This window comes from Terribium retamae (assembly GCF_022347545.1).
GTDB classification, from domain to species: domain Bacteria; phylum Pseudomonadota; class Alphaproteobacteria; order Rhizobiales; family Rhizobiaceae; genus Mesorhizobium; species Mesorhizobium retamae.
In genome coordinates, this window is record NZ_JAKREW010000001.1 from 109,111 (window position 1) to 134,102 (window position 24,992).

The following is a 24,992-nucleotide window of genomic DNA, read 5'->3' on the forward strand; positions in this document are numbered from 1 at the left end:
TGGGGGAAGAAGTCATGCTCTCGCCTCCCATGGAGAAACTTGACCCTACCATTGACGTGAACGTCAAAGTCAAGGTGGTCGGTTGGCGATGAATGTGCTGCTTCATGCACGGTTGTCGGGGAGACCAACAGCAGTCTGCGCGGCAATAGATCCAGCAGTCGACAGGCTTTGTGTTCAGGCTGTTATTTCTGTCGCAGCCGCATGCGCGTTATGCGCGCCCAACCATCTTCGAGCATGGGTGCCTTGGCAACCGGCCGGGCAGGCGGGTTGGCCAGGATCGTGGTGATCTCGCGCGGCAAGGTCGGTACCAGCGGCTTCTTGGTTGCAACGCCATCGGCGATGGCAAGAACACTGTGATAGAACTCTTCGCCACTTGCTGAACGCGGTGGGATCGCCTCATGCATGACGCTGATGACGATGACGTCCGGGCAATTGTCCTTGATCGCCTGATGGAAAGCGATCTTGCCTTCCGGATCGAGAGCCGCGGTTGCTTCATCGAGGAATAGTAAGCCCGGTTGCTGCAGAAGGATGCGGGCAACGATCAGCTTTTGTTTCTGCCCGCCGGAAAGAATCTGATCCCAGCTGCGGTTGTCGCGCGTCCCTTCAGCCAGATATTCTATGAATTCGCCCAGCCCAGCCCGATGCAGGGCTGCTGCGGCTTTCGTGTCGGAATGATCGTCTGGGGTATCCGGCAGGCAAACCAGTTCCTTCAGCGAGACCGGCGGGAGCTTCACTTCCTGCGCGGCGTAGAAGGTCTTCACGCCTTCCGGAAAGACGATGGTGCCGCGACCATAGGGCCAGAGGCCGTTGATCGCCTTTATGAGTGACGTCTTGCCGCTGCCGGACTCGCCCTTGAGGAAGGTCCATTCGCCGCGCCGGAAGCGCAACCGCTCAGTCGTCACGAAAGGAGCCGCATCGGCACCCTTCTGCATCAGTTCAAGATGTTGGATGGTGAGGCCAAAAACCGGGTTCTGATGCGTGTAGCTGAACTCCGAATGACCCGTCTGGCGATAGAAGTCAGCGGGTTGCTGCACGTTCTCGATCGCTTCCGCCAGTTCGATGACGCGCCTGCTGTTCGCTCTCAGCGTAGCGATCGCAGGCATTTCCTTGATGATCCACGAGCATTGGCTGATCAGCGAATTCACCAGTTCGGCCCCTGTTATATAGCCTTTGAGGTCGACCTTGTTGTGAATGAAGGGAATGAGCCCCGGACCATAGGCGACGATGCGCGCGCCGATGAAATTGTAGACGAGTTCGAAGGACGAATAGCCGGCGTTAATGCGATTCAAGCGCCCCCAGGTCGTGTCGATATCCTGATAGAGGCGGCCATGCATGGCCTTCTGCACGTCCTCGCCGCGCGAGGCGGCAACGTGGAACGAGCGGCGCAGCAATGTCGTCAGTTCACCGCGATAGCTGCCTTCGGCCTGCTGCATCTTAACCGAAAGACGCTCAAGAATTCCGCCGAGCTTCATGGCGACCCAGGTGCTGACTGGAACGTAAGCGGCAACCGCAACCAGAACCAATACAACGCTGCCATAGTCGCCGAGGAACTCTAGTCCGGCCACTTCCGTGGACGTGGCGAGCAGTTGCTGCCCGACGAAGAACAGCGAGGTGGCGACACCAAGCACGCCCATGGCAAGGCCGATGGCGCCGCCAGTCATGCCCTTGATCGCTTCCTGGACACGCTGGTCGATATTGTCCGGCCCGCCTGCGTCGGCTCCGTTCTGGGCATGGAAATGCGTATGGTTGGCGTCGAGAAGGGCATCGTTGAAACGGCCATTGAGCCAGCCGCGCCATTTTCGATGCAACGTCGCCGAAACCAGTGTGCGGGTGCCGGTGATGCCGACATCCTTTATGATGACGAGAAGAACGAGCCAGCCGGCATTGCTTAAAAGCGAAGTCAACGGCGAGACATTGGCTGCGTCGTGGAAGAAGGCGATCGAGTTGACGAGCTCACCTGAAGCGATCGCGAACCACACGCCAGCCTTGCTCGACAGCGCAGTCAGCAAGGCGATGACGACGGTCAGCGCCCAAGCCTCAGGCCACCGGTTTGAAAACCAGTACGCCCGCATAAGGCCCCAGAAACCGCGCATCGAAGAAACCGGCGTCCGAGCTGGCGGTGTTGCCGTATCCGGGCGCCGCCGTTTCAGGATTTGATGGCTCGGTCTGTCGACCCGAATCACTTCCCGCCAAACCTCTCTAGTTTTGTTACACAGAGTAACACCAATTGATCATTTTCCGTTAACATTCTCTCCAAATCGCTTGCAAGGTCTGTGATTGGCTTCACCTGCGTGTCCCTTGGGCCACAGTGCCGGGCGGGACCATCTTGCCGGAAAAGGAGGTTTGGGGCGCCTTAGGCAAATGGTGTAAGCCTCAAGACAGGCACATAAGCCGTTCGCGTCTCTGCCAAATCCGGGGTAGAATAGGAAACCGGCTTCCTGTATGGAGCCGCATCTCCTTTTAGGGGAGCTAAGGGCTTGGGCGATGGTGCCGAAGCGTGGAAAAGCGCGTTGGGTGCGACAAAATGACAAAGTGGTCCCCGAATTCCTGGAGAGGAAAGCCGATCCAGCAGGTTCCTGCCTATCCGGATCTGGCTGCCTTGAAGGACACCGAAGCGCGTCTTGCCAGCTTTCCGCCGCTGGTTTTCGCCGGTGAAGCCCGCAAGTTGAAGAAGCAGCTCGCTTCAGTTGCCAACGGCGAAGCGTTCCTGCTGCAGGGTGGTGACTGCGCTGAAAGCTTTGCGGAACACGGTGCGGACAACATCCGCGACTTCTTCCGCGTCTTCCTGCAAATGGCAGTTGTGCTCACCTTTGCGGGATCGCAGCCTGTGGTGAAGATTGGCCGCGTTGCCGGTCAGTTCGCCAAGCCGCGCTCATCCGACAATGAAACAAAGGGCGAAATCACCCTGCCGAGCTACCGCGGCGATATCATCAACGGTATCGAATTCGACGAAAAGTCGCGCGTGCCCGATCCCGCCCGCCAGGAAATGGCCTATCGTCAATCGGCGGCGACACTCAATCTTCTGCGCGCATTCGCGCAAGGCGGCTACGCCAGCCTGGAAAACGTCCACCGCTGGATGCTCGGCTTCGTCGCTGACAGCCCGCAGGCCGAGAAATACGAAGCGCTCGCCAACCGCATCACCGAAACCATGGATTTCATGCGCGCGGTCGGCATCACATCGGAAACCAATTTCGCGCTGCGGGAGACGGATTTCTATACCAGTCATGAAGCACTGCTGCTTGGCTATGAAGAGGCGCTGACGCGGGTCGACTCCACGTCGGGCGATTGGTACGCCACGTCGGGCCACATGATCTGGATCGGCGACCGCACCCGCCAGCCGGATCACGCGCATATTGAGTATTGCCGCGGTATCAAGAACCCGCTTGGCCTGAAATGCGGTCCATCGCTGACGTCGGATGGGTTGCTGGAACTCATCGACCTGCTCAATCCGGAAAACGAACCTGGCCGGCTTACCCTCATCGCGCGCTTCGGTGCCGACAAAGCCGCCGATCATCTGCCGAAGCTGGTGCGTGCGGTGAAGAATGCCGGCCGCAGCGTGGTATGGTCCTGCGACCCGATGCACGGCAACACGGTGACGGCCGCCGGCTACAAGACCCGCCCATTCGAACGCATTCTGAAGGAAGTGCAGACCTTCTTCGAAGTGCACCAGGCGGAAGGCACGCATGCGGGTGGCATCCACATCGAGATGACGGGCAAGAATGTCACCGAATGCACCGGCGGTGCCCGCGCCATCACCGCGGAGGATCTGCAGGATCGCTATCACACCCATTGTGATCCGCGTCTCAATGCCGATCAGTCGATCGAACTCGCTTTCCTGGTGTCGGAACTGCTCAAGAAGAGCCATGTTCGTCAGCCGCACACGCAGGCCGCCGAGTAAGACGCCAGACGATCGAGGAGGGCGCCGATGTCGGCGCCTTTTTCATCAAATCAACCCGCCGCGTCGTTCCTGACGCCGAGCCGCGGTTTCATCGGGCCGGAACGCGTGTTGTCACCCTCACCGACGGGCGTTCCACCCGCGCCGGGAAACAGAACTTCGAGGGCGGCAGGCTCGCGCAGCCTGAGGTAGGTCTGGTCGCCGGCGCGCCAGAGACCGATATCCCGCAACTGCGCGTCATTCATTCCTTTGAAGGAACCCAGGCTATCAAAGCGCCGCACGCCGACAATGCTGCGGCGAGAAAAGCCCAGTCTGGCGATAACTCTTCTCAACAGCGCTTTCATCTTGGCCTCAGGATTCGGCGGATCGTGCGAAGCAAGGATGGTGGGTATTATCCCGTCTGACAAAGCGAATTATCGCAATCTGCCATAAAGAATGCTTATGTATGGGCATGAAGCTGCCGCCTATTGCCGCCATCCGGGCCTTCGAGGCCGCCGCCAGATATCAGAGCTTTACGCGCGCAGCCGAAGAACTCGGCATGACGCAGGCGGCAGTCAGCTATCAGATCAAGCTGCTGGAAGATCGCATTGGTGTTGCGTTGTTCGTGCGTGAGCCGAGACAGGTCACCTTAACCGCGGCTGGCCGAAAGTTGTCGCCGAAGGTCACTGAGGCGTTGGATCTGCTCGGGTCGGCTTTCGTTGAAGTCGCAAGAAAGCCCGAGCTCCATCTCGTCATATCGACTTTGCCGACAGTCGCGTCGACCTGGCTGGTGCCGCGTCTGCCGTCTTTCCAGGCTGCAAACCCGGAGATCCGGATCAAGCTGCATACATCGAATGACAGTATCGATTTTGCCAGGGAAGACGTCGACGTGATGATCCGGGGTAGCGACAGCGTGCTACCAGAGCACGAGGTCTTTTCTCTGTTCCCGATGGAATATGCGCCAGTCTGCACCGCAGACTATCGCGAACGGCATGCCATCGCCCATCCTGCGGACCTTCTGAAGGTTCGGCGGTTTGGAGCACAGAGTTGGTGGGCGCGTTGGCTCACCGGCGCCGGCGTGGAGAACGGTTCCGACGACAGACGCATGGATCTGGTTATCGGCGTGCAGACAATAGATGTCGGCCTTACGCTTCAAGGGCAGGGCGTCGCGATGGTGATGCCGATTTTCTTCGCCGATGAGTTGAACAGCGGCCGGCTGATACGGCCGTTCCAGCACATCGGGCGCGATGAACGCAGCTACAGCCTTGTCTATCCGAAATCGCGGCGCCAGTCGCGCAAGATCAGGCTTTTTCGCGATTGGGTCGTTGCTGAGGCCGAAGCGACACGATCAGCCTTTGCCGCGATCCCAGTGTAGCGCGGTAAGTCTTGGATCGTTGGCGAAGGCGGTCCGGTCGAAGCCGATGCGTCGGGTGGGGAACTCGCAGAGTGCTTGTACGCCGAAAGCACTCAGGCGCACGCGCCAGGTTTGCCATTCCGTCGGCTCCGGCTTGGCGAAGATCGCGCAGGTGAGCAGCGCGAGATTCTTGCCTGCCGGGTCTCGCACGGATTGATAGCGGATAACCTCGGCACCAGCCTCACGGGCACTATCCGCCAAGGTTTGACAGGCTTCGTAATCGGTTGGGTGTGTCCAGGCAGTGGCATCGCGGTCAAGAGGCGGTTTGGTGAGATCCAGCGCTTTGCCGGTCTGGAACGTAGCTGAAAAAGCGGTGTATTCGGCTGCATCGCGCGGCCAGGGCGTGTCAGGCGATTCCGCAAAGAACAGCAGTCGGTAGAAGGACATTTCCGCTACGGCGGTGACGATGGTCTCTGCGGCATAGTAGACGCCGAGCGTTCGCCCGGCACGGCGAAAACGGGAACCATAGGGGTAGACTGAACCGTAGCGGAACGGCGTCGCAAGCAGATAGTGTAAGTGCCGGCATTCGAAGGGGATATGCGGCTTGGTATCCTCGATCAGCTCTTCCAGCAACGTTTGCTCTTCCAGCGTGTCGACAAGCTTCAGCGTCGAAACGTGGTGTTGCGCCTCGACCATGCGCCAGCACTGCCCTTCGAGGCCGATCGCCTCAGACGAGAGCGCGGCGGGCGTCCAGATAGGCGATGACATCGACAAGTCCGCTAACTGTCAGGATTTTCTCCAATGGCTTGCCTCCCAACGCCGTGTTGACATTGCGCAGCCATGTCCTGGCCACTGTCTCGTCGCCACCGGTAATGGCGTCGAGTGAGCGGAACAGGCGAATGAACAGGACGGCCAGTTCGAACGGCTTTGAGCCTTTATCGAGCAGGAATTCATTCTTGCGCATGCGCGAGACTGTCGCTTCGGAAACCCCAATGATCATGGACAGCGCCCGTGCTGTCACGTCCAGTCGCTCGGCAGCCCGCAGCGTCGCCTTGGTGATGACGGCGTTTTCTTCTGCTCTCGGGTTTGCATTGAGCTGCGTGGTCATGATTCTTCCTTTCCACTGCAAATATAGGGCGGGAAAGTTCATATGGAAAGGAAATTGCGGAGAATATAGAACAAAACAGGAACATACTTAAGCGGCGGTTTGCGTTTACCGATACACGGAACTACCGCTTACAAATCTCGTAAGTCAGTCTTTCTTGTAGAGCAGCCAGTTCTTGCTGGCGCGGCCAGCCATCACAGAATGGCGGGTGACACGGTTGCGGCCGTCCACCTTCGAACCATAAAGGGCGCGGTCCGCCTTGGAATAGAGATCTTCAGGCCCAATGGCTTCGGAAGCCATGCAGATGCCCATGGAGATTGTCACCGTGCCGTAGGTGGCGCCGCCTTGGCTGCTGACGAAAGGCGTCTGCTCGACGAGGACGCGGATGCGCTCGGCAATGTCGAAGGTGGCCTCTTCGCTGGCACCTTCGATGATGAGAGCGAATTCTTCACCCCCGGTACGGGCAACGAACATGCCGCTGGAAACACTGGTCTGGAAGATGTCGGCAATATCCTTGAGGATCTTGTCTCCGACGGGGTGACCGAAGCGATCGTTGATTTCCTTGAAACGATCGATATCGGCCAGGATCAGTGCATTGAACAAGATGCCTTTGTTGCTGTTGTAGATGCGGGCAATTTCCGCGTCGAAAGCACGCCGGTTCCAGACCTGCGTGAGAGGATCGGTATCCGCGAGGCGTTTATATTCCTCGAGTTTCGACTTGACGCTTTCGAGTTCAGCGGTCTTGTCCCCCAACGTGTTTGCGACTTGCTTGCCGTGGTCGATGCTCGAGGTGGTTGCTGCCGAAACCGCGCCGACGATCTTTTCCAGGAGTTCCTTCGAAATCGTGCTGCGGTTTGCAAGCCCATCGGAGGTTTCGTCGAGGATCTTGCCATATTTTTCGATATGCGTGCGTTCATTGCGCAGCAGCGAGGCAATATCTTCGAGTTCACGCGCCAGCACATCGCGCACATGGTCGACGATGCCATGTTTGTGACTCTGGGCAAAGAATTTGCGCCCGATGCGGTCGAGGTCGTCCTGCGTCGGCCTCTTGCTGAGGTCTAGTACCGCTAGGCTGAGTTCCGGATTGGAGCCGGTCAACGCTTCGTAGAAAATCTCGTAGTTACGCGGCATGGCGATTACGCCCAATTGCCGCATCGTGGCCACGACTGTTGTCGCGATATCGGAGCTCCGTTCAGACGTTACGGCTGCCGGCTGCATCTGCACCCAATCCCCCAACAGTACCGGAGCGAGAACGAAGGCCTCTAACCTGCCGGTTGCAGAACATAATTCGTAGTCGATCCCACACGAAACACGCTCCGCCAACGATTTCCGCTTGCGAGACCTTAGATGAAACTGCGCTAAAGCTTTCTTAACCTGCCAGTCTAGTGGCGGCTTTTTCTACTTGAGGGTGTGCTCGTTCCGCAAGAGCAGGATAATATATTTTTGCTGGCTTCCATTGTTCCGGAATATCGATCATCTGCGATGCTTGTTGCGGTCGATCGAAGGATGTCGGATAAGCGCGCCATTCCATGAACGGACCGGAACCAATCGACCGGGTGTCGCAAAAGGGAAAACGCCTCCATGAAGCGGCTGATCGACGCTTTCTACAATTCAGTGCGCGCGTTCCGGCGGCTTGCGCAAAGCGAAGCAGCTTTTCAGCAAGAGCTGATCCTGCTGGCCATCGCAATTCCATTGGGTTGGTTCGTGGCGACGAGCTGGAGCAGCTATGCCTTGCTGATCGGCGCGGTGCTCCTGCTGATCATGGTAGAGGTTCTCAACACGGGCATCGAGGCGGCGTGTGACGCCATCAGCCGGGAATTCCACATCGACATCCAGCTGGCCAAGGATTGCGGTTCGCTGGCGGTGCTGATTTCCATCCTTCTTGCCACCGGCGTGTGGATGTTTGCCATTATTGAGCGCATCTACGGCGCACCGATCTGATCGGCATCAGCGGTTTGATTTCCCCGTAACCTTTCGCGGCGAAGCAGTGCCCGCGCAATCACAAAGGCGGCCGTCATCACGATGACGCCGATCGCGAAAGCAACAAGCAACCGCTCGTGATGTAGCAGCGCTCTTCCGACGATCTGTTCGGCCCCGAGGCCGAACAGATAGCCGAGGCCGCAGAAGAGTATTGACCATACGGCTGCGGAGATCGCGTTCAGAAACAGGAACCGCGTCGTGGCGACACCCGAAAGACCGGCTACGATGCCGCCCAGGATGCGCATGCCGTAGATGTAGCGGTTGGATAGAACGTATATGTTCGGATGGGCGGTGACCAGCTGGCGGGCGCGGTTGAAGCCGGGTTTGCGACTGATCCGTTGCACCAGTTTTGTCTGCGCAAAACCACGGCCCATCATGAAGAAGGCGCTGTCGCCGAGAAAAGCGCCGGCAAAGACTGCAAGCAGTGTCTGCCAGAATGCGAAGACGTGTTGGTGGGCAAAGAACCCGCCCAACATGGCGACAGTTTCGCCCTCGGCAAGGCAACCGAGCAAAACAGCCAGCAACCCATAGTGTTCGATAATGCCGTGAATCGTCTCGGTCATTGGCCCGAACGGTTTCCGGACAACTTATGGGTCAATCCATCCTCGATCAGCTGCATCTTTTCGGCAAGGCGCGCAATTTCGTCACGCATGGCCATGATCTGGCTGTGCCGCAACTCGTCCAGTTTCTCGTGCAGCGCCATGATCTCGATTTCGGACTTGAGGTTGACCTCATAGTCGTGCGCGGCGGCTGCGCGATCGCGCTCGGCTTGTCGGTTCTGAGACATCATGATCACCGGCGCCTGGATCGCAGCCAGCATGGACAGCACAAGGTTCAGGAAGATGTAGGGGTAGGGATCGAAGGCTTCACGGGCCAGCAGCACGCTGTTCAGCAGCGCCCATGCGACCAGAAACACAATGAAGGCGATGATGAAGCTCCACGAGCCGCCGATCCTGGCCACCGCATCAGCAACACGCGCGCCGGTCGTGGCGCCTTGATGTTCGGCACCTTCGGTGTAGAACGATACCGTCTTTCGGTCGATCGCGCTCTGCAACACGCGGCGCTCGCTGTCGGTTAGCGCATCGGCATTGCGCGATAACCAGCGGCTGGCCAGTTCCGCCATGGTCCTGCGTTGCATGGGTACCTCCTTGCCGGCGCTTGCGTGGTCCGGCGAACTATAGAAGATAGCGCAAACATCTCATCGCGGTCCGGCCGCATGCGGGGAGGGCGAGACATGCTCGATTTTCAGCAGATTCGCGCTCGGGCGGCAAAACGCAAGGGCGGTGATGCTATTCTCGCGTCTCTGCTGGGGGCGGCGCCCGACAATACGGCTCTTGCAAGAACTCCCGACGACCGTGTGCTCTCGACCATGGCCGAGCGTGTCTTCGCAGCTGGGTTCGTCTGGAGTGTCATCGAACAGAAATGGCCGGGCTTCGAGGAAGCCTTTCTCGGCTTCGAACCCAAGCGACTGCTCTTCCAGCCCGATGATTTCTGGCACGATCTCGCTTCTGACAAGCGTATCGTCCGCAATCCGCAGAAAATCCGCTCCGTTCGAGAGAACGCGGCCTTCGTCGAGCGGGTGTCGAATGAGCACGGCTCTTTCGGCAGGTTCCTGGCGGCTTGGCCAGCGGATGATCAGGTGGGATTGATGGCCTATTTCGCCAAAAACGGCAGCCGACTCGGCGGCAATACGGGCCAATATCTGCTTCGCTGGCTGGAATGGGATGCCTTCATCATCTCTAAGGATATGTCTGCCGCCCTGCGAGATGCCGGACTGGACATCGCCGAAAATCCGACGTCGAAACGCGACCTGGACAAGATTCAGACGCAGATCAATAGCTGGGCAACGCAGACAGGCCTGCCGCGCAAGCACATCTCGCGTATTCTATCGATGTCGATCGGTGAAAATCACGCGCCGGAGACCATCCGCGAATATACCGGCGAATAGTGGCCTATCCGATCGCCATTGATGCATGCCGAGAGCCGCGCTAAACCCGACGCCATGACCAGCAAGACCGTTCCCGATACGCTTCGCATCGCTATTGCCCAGTTGAATCCGACTGTCGGCGACATCGCCGGCAATCTTGCCAAGGCGCGTGAGGCGCGATCGGATGCCGCCCGCCAGGGTGCCGACCTCGTGCTGTTCACGGAACTCTTCATTTCCGGCTATCCACCGGAAGACCTGGTGCTCAAGCCAGCCTTCGTGGCAGCCTGCGAAGAGGCAGCCAATGAACTGGTCCAGGATACGGCCGACGGCGGTCCGGCTGTCATTGTGGGTACACCGCTTAAGCGTAAAAGCGGCACCCACAACTCCATCCTTTTTGCCGATGGCGGCAAAGTTTTGGGCGAGCGCTACAAGGTCGACTTGCCAAATTATGGCGAGTTTGACGAGAAGCGTGTCTTCCAGGCAGGGCCTGAAATCGCCGGGCCGGTGAATTTCAGGGGTGTCAGGATTGGCGTTCCGATCTGCGAAGATATTTGGGGTGAGCTTGGCGTCTGTGAAACGCTGGCCGAAAGCGGTGCAGAAATCCTGTTGGTGCCCAACGGCTCGCCCTACTACCGCGCCAAGATGGACGTGCGCCATCAGGTCGTAATCAAGCAGGTCATCGAAACCGGGCTGCCGATGATTTACGCCAATCAACTTGGCGGGCAGGACGAACTGGTTTTCGATGGGGCCTCGTTCGCGATCAATGCCGATAAGTCGCTGGCATTCCAGATGAGCCAGTTCGAAGAGACGCTTGCCGTCACTGAGTGGAAGCGCACCGCAGACGGTTGGCTGTGCACGGAAGGGCCGATGTCGAAAATCCCAGAGCGGGAAGAGGCCGACTACCGCGCCTGCATGCTGGGCCTGCGAGACTACGTCAACAAAAACGGGTTCAAGAATGTGGTCTTGGGTCTGTCCGGCGGCATCGATTCCGCGATCTGTGCCGCTCTTGCCGTCGACGCGCTGGGTGAGGAGCGGTTGCGGGCGGTCATGATGCCCTACCGCTATACTTCGAAGGATTCTCTGAAGGACGCCGAGGATTGCGCCCGTGCGCTCGGTTGCCGTTACGACATCGTTCCAATCTTCGAACCGGTTGATGGTTTCTCGAATGCGCTGACCCAGCTTTTCGAAGGTACCAAGGAAGGCATCACCGAAGAAAACCTGCAGAGCCGTGCCCGTGGCACGATCCTGATGGCGATTTCCAACAAGTTCGGTTCCATGGTCGTCACCACCGGCAACAAGTCGGAAATGTCGGTGGGTTACGCCACGCTTTATGGCGACATGAATGGTGGCTTCAATCCGATCAAGGACCTTTACAAGATGCAGGTCTATGCGCTTTCGCGGTGGCGCAACACGCATGTGCCGCCAGGCGCATTGGGTCCTTCCGGCGAGGTGATCCCGCAAAATATCATCGACAAGGCCCCGTCCGCGGAGTTGCGCCCCAATCAGACCGACCAGGATTCGCTGCCTCCTTACCCGGTACTCGACGACATTCTAGAATGCCTTGTCGAGAATGAGATGGGTGTCGAGGAGATCGTCAAGCGTGGCTACGAGCGAGCCATCGTCGAGCGTGTCGAACATCTGCTCTACATCGCCGAATACAAGCGCCGGCAAGCTGCACCGGGCGTAAAGATCACGAAGAAGAATTTCGGCCGCGACCGCCGCTATCCGATCACCAACCGTTTCCGTGATCGGGCTGACCGTGGCTGAAGTCGACATTTCGTTCGATCGCAATCGCCTCGATTTCAAGGCGACATCAGAGATCATCAAGGCCAGCTACTGGGGTTCGCGGCGCAGCGATGATGTTCACCGTCGCGCTTTCGACAATTCGCTCTGTGCAGCGGCGTTCCTGGGAGACGAGCAAGTCGGCTTTGCCCGGGTCGTCACCGACTATGCCTGTTTCGCCTATCTCTGCGACGTTATCGTCTGGCCGGAGCACCGCGGCGCCGGCATCGGCAAGAAACTGATCAGTGCGCTGCTCGATCATCCGGAACTGGCTACCGTTGGTGGCTGGACCTTGCGCACCGCCGACGCACATTCGCTGTATGCCGCTTTCGGCTTCGAGGCATCCGCCGACGGCAAGACGATGCACCTCAAGCGCAACGGCTGATTGGACAGCGACCACTGCCGCAGTGTTGCAGCTTAGCCTCACCGATTATGCCACGATGCTTTTGTGTCGGGAGTGGGGTTGGCGTGGCAAAATGCCTCTCCTATAAGGTCTGCATCCGCGATTCCCTGACCGGGAGGATACGAATGATGGCATTTGAAAACTCTATACGAGGTAGTGAGGCTTAGGTCTTCGAGGCGGTTCCTTCGGGATCACGCCATCGCAGATTAGGCTTTGGGATACCTCGACCGCCGCCTGGAATCCGGGCTGGTGAGTTCCATCTTTTCATATCCGCATCCAGGGCTGTAATTTTGGCCCACAAAGCGGTGTTTCCTTTACGCTTTTTCGGGATCAGGCACGATCGTGCCTGCACACATCATGACTCGTTTCAAGATCGATTTGCGCGCCGGCGCATTCGGCAGCGTTCTTGGCTTCACCTTTGCCCACTGGCGGCGTCAGCCGCTCAGGGTGCTGTTCATCATGGTGATGATCTTACTTTCGACGCTGGCTGATGTGCTGACGCCGCTTTATTCCGGCCGTCTCGTCGATGCAGTTGCTTCAGGTGCTGCATCAAGCGATGAAGCATGGAACGCTGCCATCGCTGCATTTATCGCCCTGATCGGCTTGGCGTTATCATCCGTCATTTTTCGCAACTTCGGCTTCTACGCCATCGTGGAACTGACGCTGAAAATGATGTCGGACATCTGTGCCGATGCGTTTCATCGCGTCCAGCGCTTCTCGACCGACTGGCACGCCAATTCTTTTGCCGGCTCAACTGTGCGCAAGGTCACGCGCGGGATGTGGGCACTCGACCTGTTGAACGACACGATCCTCATCGCGCTGTTCCCTTCGGTGATCATGCTGGTGGGGTCCACCGTTCTGCTCGGCTGGTATTGGCCGATGATGGGGTTGGTCGTCGCGACCGGCTCGCTTGTTTTCATCATCGTCACGGCGGTGCTGTCGCTTGCTTATGTTGCGCCTGCCGCACGGCTTGCAAATTCCTGGGATACCCGTCTCGGCGGCGCGTTGGCCGACGCAGTCAGTTGCAACGCAGTGGTGAAGGGATTCGGTGCTGAAGAGCGCGAGGAGCAGCGGCTCGCTGACATCGTCACCAAATGGCACCACCGCACGGCGCGCACCTGGAACCGCGGAACAGTCAACGGCACCACGCAAGGCGTGATGCTGCTGATCCTGCGCACGGCGGTCATCGGAACGGTGCTTTTGTTGTGGTTTGGCGGGCAGGCCTCGGCCGGCGATGTCGCCTTTGTGCTGACGTCGTTCTTCGTTCTCCAGGGCTATCTGCGTGACATCGGCATGCATATCCGCAACATGCAGCGCTCGATCAATGACATGGAGGAACTGGTCGACTTCCAGGCGCAGCCACTCGGCATTGAGGATGCATCGGATGCTGAGCCGGCTCGCATTGTCGACGGTGGTATCGTCTTCGACCACGTTACCTTCCACTATGGCAATCACCGCGAACCGCTCTATCGCGACTTTTCGGTCGCGATAGAGCCTGGCGAACGCATCGGCCTGGTTGGGCACTCCGGTTCGGGAAAGACCACCTTCGTCAAGCTGATCCAGCGCCTCTACGACATCAGCGGTGGCCGTATCTTGATCGATGGTCAGGATATCGCGCAAGTGACGCAGGCGTCGCTGCGCCAGCAGATCGCCATCGTGCAGCAGGAGCCGATCCTGTTTCACCGCTCATTGGCGGAGAACATCGCCTATGCGCGGCCGGGTGCCACTCAGGCCGAGATCGAAGAGGCCGCCCGCCTTGCCAGTGCGCATGATTTCATCGCGCGACTGCCCAAGGGCTACGGCACGTTGGTAGGCGAGCGTGGCGTCAAGCTTTCGGGGGGCGAGCGTCAGCGTGTGGCGATCGCCCGAGCCTTTCTGGCAGATGCACCGATCCTGATTTTGGACGAGGCGACTTCAAGTCTCGATTCGGAATCGGAAGTGCTGATTCAGAAAGCGATGGAGCGGCTGATGGTCGGGCGCACCACGCTGGTCATTGCGCACCGATTGTCGACGGTGAGGGCACTTGACCGCCTGCTGGTCTTCGACCGCGGCAAGATCGTGGAAGAAGGCTCGCATGAGGAGCTGATCCGGCTGAATGGCGGTATCTACCGCCGGCTTTTCGAGCGTCAGGCGCTGGAACTCACCAAAGGGCTGGTCTGATACCGGTGAACTGAGGAGGTGGCGGGCGGTCTTCGATGCTGCCCGCCATTTTGTCGTCTGTACTGGGAGTTGGCCCTATTTCCGGCCGATCGGGGTTTTAAGGCGCGCCTTGCCAAGGTCCAACTCATCCGCTACGCCCCGATCATGACAGTTACCGTTCGTTTTGCCCCGTCACCCACCGGCCGCATTCACATCGGCAACGCGCGCACTGCGCTTTTCAACTGGCTGTTTGCACAAAAGCACAAAGGCCGCTTCATTCAGCGCTTCGACGACACCGATACCGCGCGGTCGAAACAGGAATATGCCGATTCCATTCTCTACGACCTGCATTGGTTGGGCATCTTCCCTGATGCCACCGACTACCAGTCGCGCCGCATCCAAATCTACGATGACGCTGTCGAACGCTTGAAGAAGGCCGGGGTGCTTTATCCCTGCTACGAGACACCGGAAGAACTCGATCTCAGACGCAAGATCCGTCGCACGCGCGGGTTGCCGCCGGTCTACGGGCGCGAAGCCTTGACGCTTACGGCCAAAGAGATCCAGGATCTGGAGGCCGACGGCCGGCGTCCGCACTGGCGTTTCCTGCTCCCTAATTTCAAGAGCGATCCCCAGGAGCCCGAGCGTACGGACATCCACTGGAACGATCTTGTGCGCGGTGAAGAAACCGTCGATCTCGCCTCCGTATCCGATCCTGTGCTGGTGCGCGAGGACGGCACCTATCTCTACACATTGCCTTCCGTGGTCGACGACATCGAGATGGGCATCAGCCACGTCATCCGCGGCGACGACCACGTCACCAATACCGGGGTGCAGATCGCGCTGTTCAAGGCGCTTGGCGCTGATGTTCCAGCATTCGGCCACCACAACCTTTTGACCACGACGACTGGTGAGGGGCTTTCCAAGCGCACTGGCTCTTTGTCGATCGAAGGGTTGCGCTCGGACGGCATCGAGCCGATGGCGGTCGCCTCGCTGGCGGTCCTCATCGGCACGTCCGAGAATGTCCAGCCGATGGCGACGATGGCCGAGCTTGCCGGTCATTTCAATCCGGCTGCGACATCCAAATCCGCTGCCAAATTCGACCCGGAAGAACTGGTGGTGCTGAACCGGGCGCTGATGCATTCGCTGTCCTTTGCCGATGCGCGCGACCGACTGGCGATACTTGGCATCTCGGGCGACAAGGCCGAGCCGTTCTGGAACGCGGTGCGAGGCAATCTCGACCGGTTGAGTGATGCGGTTTCATGGTGGCGCATCGTGCACGAAGGTCCGCTCGAAAAGCCGGAATTCGAGCCGGAAGAACTTCAGTTCGTGCGGGAAGCCTTCGATTTGCTTCCCGATGAGCCATGGACCGCAACGGTCTGGAAGGACTGGACGAACAAGGTAAAAGAAGCCTCCGGCCGCAAGGGCAAGGCGCTGTTCTTGCCCTTGAGACTCGCGCTTACCGGGCTTGTTTCCGGGCCGGAGCTTGCTGATCTGTTGCCGCTGCTGGGTCGGGAAGGAACGTTGGCCCGACGACCCTGACCTTGCGCTGCTCCGGCGGGAGTACGGGGAGGGACGAGGGTTCCGGTTTCTGCACCAGTCGGCGTAGCGTCTCAGCGTCGAGTTTCCCGGCAATATTGGCGAGCGTCTCGGGATCATCCGCCGGATCCGGCTTGGCAGCAGGGATCGGAAGGAACGGCATAGCAGAGACAACGCCGGTACCGGGCTGTCGTGCTGATGGATTGCCAGCAATGATCTGAAAGTTTTTCGCTGCGTTACAGCCACAGCCCTGCGGAATCGGTTGACCGGGCGTCTTGTAGAGGAAGGCGGTGGGCAGCTCGGAATAAGGGCGTCCGGTTCTCGACGATGTCATGGTGGCAGGATCGCCATCGAGGCCACGCGAATAATAGACCTGCATCTCGGTGCCGGGACAGCCCGCATTGCAGCGGTTTTGATCGCGCTGGAAGTCGCTGGCAGTTGCGGCGTTGGACATCGGAAAAAAATAACCGTCGCAGGTGCGGACACACATCGTGCGAACATTGCCGGAAGGAGAGGGCACGAACGCTGCGTCGAGAGTCGCCTCTTCCACACCACCGGTATCCCGGTCGGCCGGCTTCTCGTTCGGTGATCGCGTCCGCTTCTCGATGGTCCCACCATCGTCACACTCATTGGCTTGCAACGCAGCCGCCACGCGGCGGCGGTCACGTTGCGGCGCGCTGTTTCCCATCCGTGCGCGTTTGCGCTGAAGTTTGTCCAGATTAGCGTTCATCCTGTCGATGGCCGCGTTCAGAGCCGCACATTGACCGATGCTGCTGCCGAATAACGAAAAGCCGCAACCAGCGTCACGCGCTTGCGCCCGTGCTTTGGCGAGTTCGTTGTTCTGTCGCGCTATGGCGCCGTCATAGCGACGTTGCTGCGTAGCGCTGGTGACCTTCTGCAGCGAGGCAAGCTCGGCGCGCAACTGTCGACAGACACGAGGCGAGGCTTCGGCCTGACCGGCAGGCATAAGGATAAACACAATGGCGCCGAGCAGGGTCCACCCAAGCGCCAGCTTTCGATCCGCTGCGGTCATCGCTTTTTTGCCCGCCCCACGAGCCGCAAAAGTAGCGTGAGGCAGTTAAGCTTCTCTTGACCCCTCAACCAGCAGGTGCGTTGAGCGCCGCCTGCGCCTTGTGCGAGGCTTCGACGACCGCCAGGGCCGTCATATTGACCACGCCGCGCGACGTCACCGAAGGTGTCAGGATATGTGCCGGTTTATCTGTGCCGAGCAGGATCGGGCCGACATGCAAGGCGTCCAGCATCGTGCGCAGAGCCGTCAAGGTGATGTTGGCGGAATCCAGGCTCGGGAACACCAGCAGATTCGCTTCGCCCTTCAGCCGCGAATGTGGGTACACGCGTTGGCGCAGGTGTTCCGATAGCGCGGAATCGGCATGCATTTCGCCGTCACATTCGAGGTCCGGGGCGACGCGCGCCAGAATTTCCGCGGCTTTGCGCATTTTAAGGGCACTTGGCGCATCGCGCGAACCGAAGTCGGACAGCGAGAGCAGGGCGGCTTTGGGTTCGATGCCGAAACGGCGAATTTCCTCGGCGGCCAGGATCGTCATCTCGGCGATTTCCTCGGCCGTGGGATCCAGTGAGACATAGGTGTCGGTGAGGAAAAGCACCCCGCGCTGGGAAATCAGCATCGACAGGGTCGAAAGATCATGGTCGCTGATGCCAGGGCGGGGTCCGATAATCAGGGTAACGTTGCGCAAATGACGCGCGAAACGGCCTTCGAGACCGCAGATCATGGCATCGGCATCGCCGCGTTTTACCGCAAGCCCAGCAATGACCGTATTGTCAGTACGCACCATGGTGCGTGCCGCCTCCGGCGTGATGCCGCGGCGACCGCCGAGTTCGATCAGCAGGTCGACATAATGGCGGTAGCGCGGATCCTCTTCCGGATTGATCAAACCGAAATCCACACCCGGTCTGATGCGCAGCCCATAACGTTTGAGGCGAACTTCGATCACATGCGGACGGCCGATCAGGATCGGTTCGGCGATACCTTCTTCCAGCACCACCTGGGCGGCGCGCAGCACTCGCTCGTCTTCGCCATCGGCGTAGATGACGCGCTTGGCAGTGGAGCCGCGGGCCGTGGAGAATACCGGCTTCATGACGAGGCCGGAACGGAAGACGAAGCGGTTCAACTTGTCGAGATAGGCGGCCATGTCGGCGATCGGACGTGTCGCAACGCCGGTATCGCAGGCTGCCTTCGCCACGGCCGGCGCGATGCGCAGTATCAGACGCGGGTCGAATGGCGACGGAATCAGGAAATCCGGTCCAAAGATTGGCGTTTCGCCGGAATAGGCCCGTGCAGCGACATCGGAGGGCTCTTCGCGGGCGAGCGCTGCGATGGCGCGCACGGCTGCCATCTTCATTTCTTCGTTGATGGCGCTGGCACCACAATCCAGCGCGCCTCGGAAGATGTAGGGGAAGCAGATGACGTTGTTGACCTGGTTGGGGAAGTCGGACCGGCCGGTGCAGATCATCGCGTCGGGGCGAGCGGCACGTGCCACTTCCGGCATGATCTCCGGCGTCGGGTTGGCCAGCGCCAGGATTAATGGTTTTTCAGCCATCCCCTTGAGCAACTCCGGCTTCAGCACGCCGGCGGCAGACAGGCCGAGAAATACGTCCGCGCCAGATATGACATCCGCCAGCGTGCGTGCTTCGGTATCCTTGACGTAAGGATCCTTCCAGCGGTCCATCTCTTCGACACGCCCTTTATGGGCAACTCCGAAACGGTCCGTCACCCAGATGTTCTCGATTCTCGCGCCAAGCGAAACCAGCAGGTTGAGGCAGGCGAGAGCCGCGGCACCGGCGCCAGAGGTGACGATCTTGACGTCTTCGATCTTCTTGGCCGCCAGTTCCAGGCCGTTAAGCACAGCGGCGGCGACGATAATGGCGGTGCCGTGCTGGTCGTCATGGAAGACCGGGATACCCATGCGGGCTTTCAACCGTTCCTCGACCTCGAAACATTCCGGCGCCTTGATATCTTCCAGGTTGATGCCGCCGAAGGTCGGTTCGAGCGCAGCCACGGTCTCGACCATGCGATCGATTTCGGGTGCGTCGATTTCAATGTCGAAAACGTCGATGCCTGCGAATTTCTTGAACAGCACCGCCTTGCCTTCCATCACCGGCTTGGAGGCGAGCGGACCGATATTGCCGAGGCCGAGGACGGCCGAACCATTCGAAATCACTGCGACGAGGTTGGCGCGCGCAGTATAGTCGGCGGCTGTCGCAGGATCATCCTTGATCGCGAGGCACGGTGCGGCGACACCCGGCGAATAGGCGAGCGCCAGATCGCGCTGGTTGCCGAGCGGCTTCGTGGCTTGGATTTCCAGCTTTCCCGGGATGGGAAATTTATGGAAGAAGAGCGCGGCCTCATCGAGATCCGAACGTGCCGTCTTGCTCTTGTCGCCTGCCATGCTTTCCCGCCTCCTGTTGCGTCACCCCTTTTAGCACGCAGCCGCGTTATTTCGAGCCGAGATGTGGTTGGCCCGCATGCTTTTTCAATGCGTGGAAAAGCATGCGGGATCAAAGCGCTGACGGAGAAAGTTACGGGAAGCGCCGCAACTTTTCCTGATTAGAAGGCGCTGACATAAAGTCCGCCGTCGACCGGAATGTTCTGCCCCGTGAGATAGCCTGCATGCACCGAGCATAGGAAAGCGCAGATCTGGCCGAATTCCTCCGACGTTCCGAGACGCTTGGCCGGAATGTCGGCCGCAAGACGTGCCTTGCGTTCTTTTGCGGCTTCCGCCGTCTCAACCGAGCCCGGCTCATGCGGTCCGCGCAGGCGATCGGTATCCAGCTTGCCGGGGAGCAAGCTGTTGATGGTGACGTTACGGTCGACGACCGTACGGGCGACGCCGGCGAGGAAGGAAGTCAATCCGGCGCGCGCGCCGGAGGACAGGTCGAGACCTGGGATCGGCATATAGACGGAAAGCGAGGTGATGTTGACGATGCGGCCGAAGCCACGCGCCGCCATGCCGTCGATGACGGCCTTCACCAGTTCGATCGGCGTGACCATGTTATTGGTGACGCCCTCCAGGATCTTTTCGCGGTCGAGTTCGCGAAAATCGCGATAGGGTGGTCCGCCATTGTTGTTGACGAGGATATCCGGGTCGGGGCAGGCGGCCATGATTGCCTTCTGCACTTCGGGTCTCGACACGTCGCCGACAACTTCAACAACCCGCACACCGAAGCGCTCGCGGATGTCCGCTGCTGTTTTCGCGAGAAGCACGGGATCGCGCCCGTTGACCACCAGGTCGCAACCGGCGTCGGCCAGAGCAATAGCGCACCCGCGCCCTAGCCCCTTGCTCGACGCGCAAACGATTGCCTTCTTGCCGCGAATGCCAAGATCCATGTCCGAAACCTCCGATTTGGTTACACTAGGCTAGCGAAAGGACTGGCCTAATCGCAACCGTCATACGGTTGTTGCATGAATCGGGGCATAGCCAGCGCGAAAAGGTGAGATCGCGATGTCCGGCGCCAAACCACATATGTTTCGCTCCATCTTCATCTCGGATGTTCATCTGGGGTCGAAGGCGGCCAAGGCTGAATTCCTGATCGATTTCCTGCGCCATCACGACGCCGATACGATCTTCCTGGTCGGCGACATCGTGGACGGCTGGCGCTTGCGCCGCAGCTGGCATTGGCCACAGGCTCATAACGACGTGGTGCAGAAACTTCTGCGCAAGGCGCGCAAAGGTGCCACGATCACCTACATCGCGGGCAATCATGACGAGTTCGCCCGACAGTTCCAGGGTGTGCATTTCGGCGGCATCGTCGTCGCCGACCGTGCGATTCACGAGACGGCGGACGGCCGTCGCATGCTCATCATCCACGGCGACCAGTTCGACACGGTCGTGCACAATGCACGCTGGCTCGCCTATTTTGGTGATTATGCCTACGATGCCGCCATGCTGATCAATCGCGCCGTGGGGCGTTTCCGCAAGATCTTCGGCATGCCTTACTGGTCGTTTTCTTCCTGGGCCAAAGTGAAGGTTAAGAAGGCAGTCAATTTCATCGGTTCCTTCCAGGAAGTACTCGCCGAGGAGGCGCGGCGCTCGGAAGTGGATGGCGTGATCTGTGGCCATATCCACCACGCGGCGATCGAAAACTTCGACGACGTACAATACATCAACACCGGTGATTGGGTGGAGAGCTGCACGGCAGTGGTCGAGCATTTCGACGGCCGCTTCGAGATACTGCGCTGGGCTCATGTGATGCCGGAAGCGCCGCAGGTAGAACCGGTTCTGGTACCTGTGACTTTTGATGGTTTGCCGAAGAAAGTCAGGACTGCGGCGGCAGCTTGAAGACGGGCAATTCGCGCACACCGCCGAACCCGGGCAAGATTGATATAAATCGATTAGGCCAACCAGTTTCTGGCGGCTGCCGGGCGTGATAGAGCAAGGCAGCGAGCCGGCCATTTTGCCGGCAGCATTCGCCGATTGCCTCTTCGATGTCCCTGCCTCCGCTTTCGCCTGAACAGCAGATCAAGCCGCGCAATTATGAACTGCGCATGGCGCTGATCTTCTTCACCGTTCTGGTGCCGAGCGGTATCTATCTGCCTTATTTTCCGCTCTGGCTTGAAGCGCACGGTTTCAGTCCGGAAAAGATCGCGGTGATTCTATCCGCGCCGATGTTCCTGCGCGTTGTCACGACGCCATTGTTTACCTCACTGGCCGACAAGGCGAGCGACCGCGTCAACGTTTATCTGGCCCTGGCAATCGCCTCGGTGGTAGCCTCGGCGGGTTATTTCCTGCCGCCCAGCTATGCCATCGTACTGGCGGTTTCCCTGGTGCTGGCGGTGGTTTGGACCCCGCATTCACCGATTGCAGATTCATTGGCGTTGTCTGGCGTGCGCCGTTTCGGTGCCAATTATCCGCGTATGCGCATCTGGGGATCAATCTCCTATCTTTGCGCCAATCTCGTCGGCGGCTTCATCCTGACGTCGACCGGAGCGGGCGCGGTACCGATCATGCTGTTCGTTTCGTTCCTGGCGATCGTGGCGGTTGGCCTGCTGGCGCCGCGTTTAGGGCGGCCGCGACGGGCATCGCCACTCTCTGCCACAGACCTGCAGCAAGCCGTGCCCAGTCTGCGAAATCCGTACTTTCTGTACTTCGCCACCGGTGCTGGCGTTCTCGTTGGCAGCCATGGTTTTCTGTATGGATTCTCATCCATCTACTGGAAATCACTCGGTATCAGCGATTCCGTCGTCGGCCTTCTCTGGGCCTTCGGCGTGGTATGCGAAGTTTGCATGTTCATGGCCTTCAACAGGCTGTTCAGTCATGTCACGGTCGTGCGTGTGATGGTGTTGGCGGCCATCGGCGCTATCCTGCGCTGGATTGCGTTCCCTTTGATCTGGCCGCTTGGGCTGGGTGTATCCGGTTTCTTCGGGCTCCAGGCGCTGCATGCGATTTCGACGGCGCTGGTGCTGATCGGCCTGCAGAAGATGATCGGCGAGACCGTTGCAGAAGAGCGTACTGGCGCAGCGCAGGGCATCGCTTTCTTTGCCAACGGCCTTTCCATGGCTGCGGTTACGCTGGCTTCCGGCCCGCTCTACCAGAGCTTTGGTGTCGAAGGATTCTACGCAATGGTGCCCGTGGCTTTGCTGGGCTTGGCATTGATCCTTCTCGCCGGGCGCTCATCCCCACAGCGCTTGATCAGGCGGTGAAACCTGCGATCCTTGGTAGACAAGGCCCGGTTCGCGATCGCGTGCCAGCAACAACGGGCCATCGAGATCGACATAATCCGCTCCCTGCGCCAGAAGTACCGCCGGCGCCATCCCAAGAGACGTGCCAACCATGCAGCCCACCATGATGCCGAGGCCACGCTCGCGGGCGCGGTCGCGCAACTTGATCGCTTCGGTCAAACCTCCGGCTTTATCCAGTTTGATGTTGACGGCATCATAGAGGCCGACCAGGGCATCGATGTCTTCTGCCGCATGCACGCTTTCGTCGGCACAGATCGGGATCGGCCTGGGAATGTGCCTTAGTTTGTCATCGTGACCGGCCGGCAAGGGTTGTTCGATCAAGGTGACGCCAAGAGCGGCAGCAGCGGCAATGTTTTCTTGGACATTGTCGTTAGTCCAGCCTTCGTTGGCGTCAAGGATCAGCCGGCTGTTCGGCGCCGCTTCGCGCACCGCGCGGATGCGAGCGGCATCGTTGTTACCGCCGAGTTTGACTTTCAACAGGGGGCGAGCGGCATTGGCACGGGCTTGGCTGGCCATTGCTTCTGGTTCAGCTAAAGAAAGCGTATAGGCGGTCTCAAGCGGTTTCGGTTCTAGGCCAAGCAATTTGGCGGCCGATGCGCCGGCCGTCTTGGCTTCCAGATCCCATAGGGCGCAGTCTATGGCATTGCGGGCCGCGCCCGGCGGCAATGCGCTTTGCAGCTCGAGCCGGCCCATGCCGGCTTCCAGCGAAGGACGAAGCGGCTCGATCGTCGCCAGAACGCCCTCGATCGTTTCCCCGTAACGCTTGTAAGGTACGCACTCACCCCAGCCAACGTTGTTTCCGTCCCTGATCCTAACCGTGATCACTTCGGCCTCGGTCTTCGAGCCACGCGCGATGGTGAAAACACCAGCGATCGGAAAACGCTCAGTCTCGACAGAAATGACACGCGCCATATTTTTCTGCTCCGGTGGTGCTTGGGTAACGCTGCCGACAAATCGACAGGCAAGCTGCGTCAGGCTAAACAGATGGCATGTTGACGATCCGCAAACGCGACGCAAGCGACAAGGCCGCCGCAGCGGCAGTCGAACCGCGCGTTGTCGTCAGCGAGAGCGATGGAACGCTCGCCTGCGCCTTCCACGGCAATTGGACGACGAGACGTGTTGCGCAGGTCGACGCGGAGATGCGCAAGCTTGAAAAGCGCAACGACTTCAAGGTTCTATCGCTTGATTTTTCAAGCATCGGACGTATCGATACCGCCGGTGCCTGGCTGATCGAGCGGCTGATCAATGCACACGAGACGCGCGGGGCCGAGGTCAAGCAGGTTGGGCAAAGCGAGACGGTCACCACCCTGATTGCCGCGGTCTGCGATGCTGTGAAGCGAAGCGAGTCGGTGCAAACGGTTCATCAGCCGAATATCGTCCTGCGGGCTCTGGAGGTGATCGGGCGACGGGTCTGTGAGGCGGGCGACGATTTTATGGCCGGGATGAACATCCTCGGCGCCACGATCCGCGGCGCGCAGATGAAGCTCGGACGCGGCCATGCAGTCAATCCGGCCGCCATCTTCAACCAGCTCGATCGCATGGGCGTCGGCGCCGTACCCGTGGTTCTTTTGATGTCGACCATCGTCGGCGCAATTGTGGCGCAGCAGGGCGCCTACCAATTGCGTTACTTCGGCGCAGATATCTTCGTGGTCGATCTCGTCGGCGTGCTCGTTTTGCGCGAACTTGGCGTGCTGATGACCGCTATCATGATTGCGGGCCGTTCGGGCAGTGCGATCACAGCTGAGATCGGTTCGATGAAAATGCGCGAAGAGGTGGACGCGCTGAAGGTCATCGGCCTCAATCCGATCGGTGTGCTGGTTTTTCCGCGCCTTGTTGCCTTGGTCATCGGGCTCCCTTGTCTCACCGTTCTTGCCAATTTTGCTGCTCTCGGCGGTGGAATTTTCGCGGCTTGGCTCTATTCGGATATCCCTCCGGCAGCCTTCATCGATCGGCTCAAGGTGGCCATCGACCTTTCGACCATCTTTGCCGGCCTCATCAAGGCCCCGTTCATGGCCATCATTATCGGCACCATTGCTTCGGTTGAGGGGCTCAAGGTGGGAGGCAGCGCGGAATCACTCGGTTTGCATGTGACGCAGTCGGTGGTGAAATCCATCTTCGTTGTCATCATCCTCGACGGGCTTTTCGCCCTGTTCTACGCGTCGATCAATTTCTGA

General features: G+C 59.4%; 22 protein-coding genes. 11 read left to right on the top strand and 11 right to left on the bottom strand.

Going from position 1 to position 24,992, the window contains the following annotated elements; genetic code table 11:
- Positions 1 to 182 precede the first annotated feature (182 nt).
- On the bottom strand, positions 183 to 2,093 hold the full coding sequence (locus L4923_RS00570; RefSeq protein ID WP_239360925.1) for an ABC transporter ATP-binding protein/permease: 1,911 nt from the start codon (positions 2,091 to 2,093) through the stop codon (positions 183 to 185).
- A 431-nt stretch (positions 2,094 to 2,524) separates the two neighbouring features.
- On the opposite strand from L4923_RS00570, the gene L4923_RS00575 reads away from it, so the two are divergent.
- A complete protein-coding gene (locus L4923_RS00575) occupies positions 2,525 to 3,898 on the top strand; it encodes a class II 3-deoxy-7-phosphoheptulonate synthase (RefSeq protein ID WP_239360927.1) in 1,374 nt (457 codons plus the stop codon).
- Positions 3,899 to 3,948: 50 nt separating this feature from the next.
- On the opposite strand, the gene L4923_RS00580 is transcribed toward L4923_RS00575, so the two are convergent.
- Positions 3,949 to 4,239 (bottom strand): hypothetical protein, encoded by a 291-nt coding sequence (locus L4923_RS00580; protein ID WP_239360937.1) that lies wholly within the window; start codon positions 4,237 to 4,239, stop codon positions 3,949 to 3,951.
- A gap of 101 nt (positions 4,240 to 4,340) precedes the next feature.
- On the opposite strand from L4923_RS00580, the gene L4923_RS00585 reads away from it, so the two are divergent.
- Entirely contained in the window at positions 4,341 to 5,249 is a 909-nt protein-coding gene (locus tag L4923_RS00585) for a LysR substrate-binding domain-containing protein (RefSeq protein ID WP_239360948.1), read from the top strand.
- On the opposite strand, the gene L4923_RS00590 is transcribed toward L4923_RS00585, so the two are convergent.
- From L4923_RS00590 to L4923_RS00600, 3 genes are all read right to left on the bottom strand, one after another.
- Positions 5,223 to 5,996 (bottom strand): RES family NAD+ phosphorylase, encoded by a 774-nt coding sequence (locus L4923_RS00590; RefSeq protein ID WP_239360950.1) that lies wholly within the window; start codon positions 5,994 to 5,996, stop codon positions 5,223 to 5,225. The two genes, L4923_RS00585 and L4923_RS00590, sit on opposite strands and share 27 nt — an antisense overlap.
- A complete protein-coding gene (locus tag L4923_RS00595; protein WP_239360952.1) occupies positions 5,956 to 6,336 on the bottom strand; it encodes an MbcA/ParS/Xre antitoxin family protein in 381 nt (126 codons plus the stop codon). Before L4923_RS00595 ends, L4923_RS00590 begins: the two co-directional genes overlap by 41 nt.
- Before the next feature lie 144 nt (positions 6,337 to 6,480).
- On the bottom strand, positions 6,481 to 7,551 hold the full coding sequence (locus L4923_RS00600) for a GGDEF domain-containing protein (protein ID WP_239360963.1): 1,071 nt from the start codon (positions 7,549 to 7,551) through the stop codon (positions 6,481 to 6,483).
- A gap of 363 nt (positions 7,552 to 7,914) precedes the next feature.
- Here L4923_RS00600 and L4923_RS00605 point away from each other — a divergent pair, with 363 nt between their 5' ends.
- Complete coding sequence (locus L4923_RS00605; protein ID WP_239360965.1) at positions 7,915 to 8,274, top strand: diacylglycerol kinase; 360 nt, start codon at positions 7,915 to 7,917, stop codon at positions 8,272 to 8,274.
- Here L4923_RS00605 and L4923_RS00610 read toward each other — a convergent pair.
- Entirely contained in the window at positions 8,256 to 8,876 is a 621-nt protein-coding gene (locus L4923_RS00610) for a DedA family protein (protein WP_239360967.1), read from the bottom strand. The two genes, L4923_RS00605 and L4923_RS00610, sit on opposite strands and share 19 nt — an antisense overlap.
- Positions 8,873 to 9,451, bottom strand: coding sequence for a DUF1003 domain-containing protein (locus tag L4923_RS00615; protein ID WP_239360969.1), 579 nt, complete (start codon positions 9,449 to 9,451; stop codon positions 8,873 to 8,875). Before L4923_RS00615 ends, L4923_RS00610 begins: the two co-directional genes overlap by 4 nt.
- 96 nt (positions 9,452 to 9,547) lie before the next feature.
- On the opposite strand from L4923_RS00615, the gene L4923_RS00620 reads away from it, so the two are divergent.
- The 5 genes from L4923_RS00620 to gltX all read left to right on the top strand — a co-directional run bounded on the left by L4923_RS00620 (position 9,548) and on the right by gltX (position 16,103).
- Positions 9,548 to 10,261 carry a DNA-3-methyladenine glycosylase I gene (locus L4923_RS00620; protein ID WP_239360979.1) on the top strand — a complete coding sequence of 238 codons (714 nt, stop codon included), beginning with the start codon at positions 9,548 to 9,550 and terminating at the stop codon, positions 10,259 to 10,261.
- Between the two features lie 54 nt (positions 10,262 to 10,315).
- Entirely contained in the window at positions 10,316 to 12,007 is a 1,692-nt protein-coding gene (locus L4923_RS00625) for an NAD+ synthase (protein WP_239360982.1), read from the top strand.
- The gene (locus L4923_RS00630) at positions 12,000 to 12,407 is read left to right on the top strand and encodes a GNAT family N-acetyltransferase (protein ID WP_239360986.1); all 408 of its coding nucleotides are present in this window, start codon (positions 12,000 to 12,002) and stop codon (positions 12,405 to 12,407) included. The genes L4923_RS00625 and L4923_RS00630 overlap by 8 nt, the downstream gene beginning before the upstream one ends.
- A 375-nt stretch (positions 12,408 to 12,782) precedes the next feature.
- Positions 12,783 to 14,585 (top strand): ABC transporter ATP-binding protein, encoded by a 1,803-nt coding sequence (locus tag L4923_RS00635; RefSeq protein WP_239360989.1) that lies wholly within the window; start codon positions 12,783 to 12,785, stop codon positions 14,583 to 14,585.
- 144 nt (positions 14,586 to 14,729) lie between these two features.
- Positions 14,730 to 16,103 carry a glutamate--tRNA ligase gene (gene gltX / locus L4923_RS00640; protein WP_239360992.1) on the top strand — a complete coding sequence of 458 codons (1,374 nt, stop codon included), beginning with the start codon at positions 14,730 to 14,732 and terminating at the stop codon, positions 16,101 to 16,103.
- Here gltX and L4923_RS00645 read toward each other — a convergent pair.
- From L4923_RS00645 to L4923_RS00655, 3 genes are all read right to left on the bottom strand, one after another.
- Positions 16,021 to 17,022, bottom strand: a complete 1,002-nt coding sequence (locus L4923_RS00645; RefSeq protein ID WP_239360999.1) for a DUF2865 domain-containing protein — start codon at positions 17,020 to 17,022, stop codon at positions 16,021 to 16,023. The genes gltX and L4923_RS00645 overlap by 83 nt on opposite strands.
- Positions 17,023 to 17,197: 175 nt before the next feature.
- Complete coding sequence (locus tag L4923_RS00650; protein ID WP_239361002.1) at positions 17,198 to 19,528, bottom strand: NADP-dependent malic enzyme; 2,331 nt, start codon at positions 19,526 to 19,528, stop codon at positions 17,198 to 17,200.
- 158 nt (positions 19,529 to 19,686) lie between these two features.
- Positions 19,687 to 20,466, bottom strand: coding sequence for an SDR family oxidoreductase (locus L4923_RS00655; RefSeq protein ID WP_239361005.1), 780 nt, complete (start codon positions 20,464 to 20,466; stop codon positions 19,687 to 19,689).
- Between the two features lie 115 nt (positions 20,467 to 20,581).
- Here L4923_RS00655 and L4923_RS00660 point away from each other — a divergent pair, with 115 nt between their 5' ends.
- Together L4923_RS00660 and L4923_RS00665 are read left to right on the top strand one after the other, a co-directional pair.
- The gene (locus L4923_RS00660; RefSeq protein WP_239361008.1) at positions 20,582 to 21,418 is read left to right on the top strand and encodes a UDP-2,3-diacylglucosamine diphosphatase; all 837 of its coding nucleotides are present in this window, start codon (positions 20,582 to 20,584) and stop codon (positions 21,416 to 21,418) included.
- Between the two features lie 146 nt (positions 21,419 to 21,564).
- Entirely contained in the window at positions 21,565 to 22,779 is a 1,215-nt protein-coding gene (locus tag L4923_RS00665) for an MFS transporter (protein WP_239361011.1), read from the top strand.
- Here L4923_RS00665 and dgcA read toward each other — a convergent pair.
- Positions 22,750 to 23,730 carry an N-acetyl-D-Glu racemase DgcA gene (dgcA, locus tag L4923_RS00670; protein ID WP_239361014.1) on the bottom strand — a complete coding sequence of 327 codons (981 nt, stop codon included), beginning with the start codon at positions 23,728 to 23,730 and terminating at the stop codon, positions 22,750 to 22,752. The genes L4923_RS00665 and dgcA overlap by 30 nt on opposite strands.
- Before the next feature lie 77 nt (positions 23,731 to 23,807).
- On the opposite strand from dgcA, the gene L4923_RS00675 reads away from it, so the two are divergent.
- Positions 23,808 to 24,992, top strand: a complete 1,185-nt coding sequence (locus L4923_RS00675; protein ID WP_239361019.1) for an ABC transporter permease — start codon at positions 23,808 to 23,810, stop codon at positions 24,990 to 24,992.